General features: G+C 43.6%; 1 protein-coding gene. It reads left to right on the forward strand.

Annotated features, from left to right (window positions below):
* Positions 1-82: 82 nt before the first annotated feature.
* Positions 83-420: conjugative transposon protein TraK (traK, locus tag JHJ32_RS22695; RefSeq protein ID WP_200123032.1), on the forward strand; the 338-nt coding region annotated here is incomplete at its 3' end.

Below are 420 nucleotides of genomic sequence, written 5' to 3' on the forward strand. Positions count from 1 at the left end.
ATCGCCGGAGCAGGCGCAGGCTCAACAGTTGGAAACATCGGCGGTAAACTGATGAATAAATAATCATTAATCATTCTAAAAAATGGAATTTAAAACGCTAAGAAATATCGAAAACAGCTTTAGGCAGATAAGATTATATGCCATTGTGTTTGCGGTTCTCTGCATTAGCGTGGTAGGTTACGCCGTATGGCGTTCCTACCGCTTTGCAGAAGAACAACGCCAAAAAATCTATGTACTGGATAACGGCAAATCCCTGATGCTTGCCTTATCGCAGGATGCGAGCATCAACCGCCCGGTTGAAGCAAGGGAACACGTTAGGAGATTTCACGAACTGTTCTTTACGCTTGCTCCCGACAAGAACGCTATTGAAAGCAATATGAGCAGGGCATTTAACCTTGCCGATAAAAGTGCTTTTGATTA

This window comes from Parapedobacter sp. ISTM3, assembly GCF_016533505.1.
GTDB classification, from domain to species: Bacteria; Bacteroidota; Bacteroidia; order Sphingobacteriales; family Sphingobacteriaceae; genus Parapedobacter; species Parapedobacter luteus.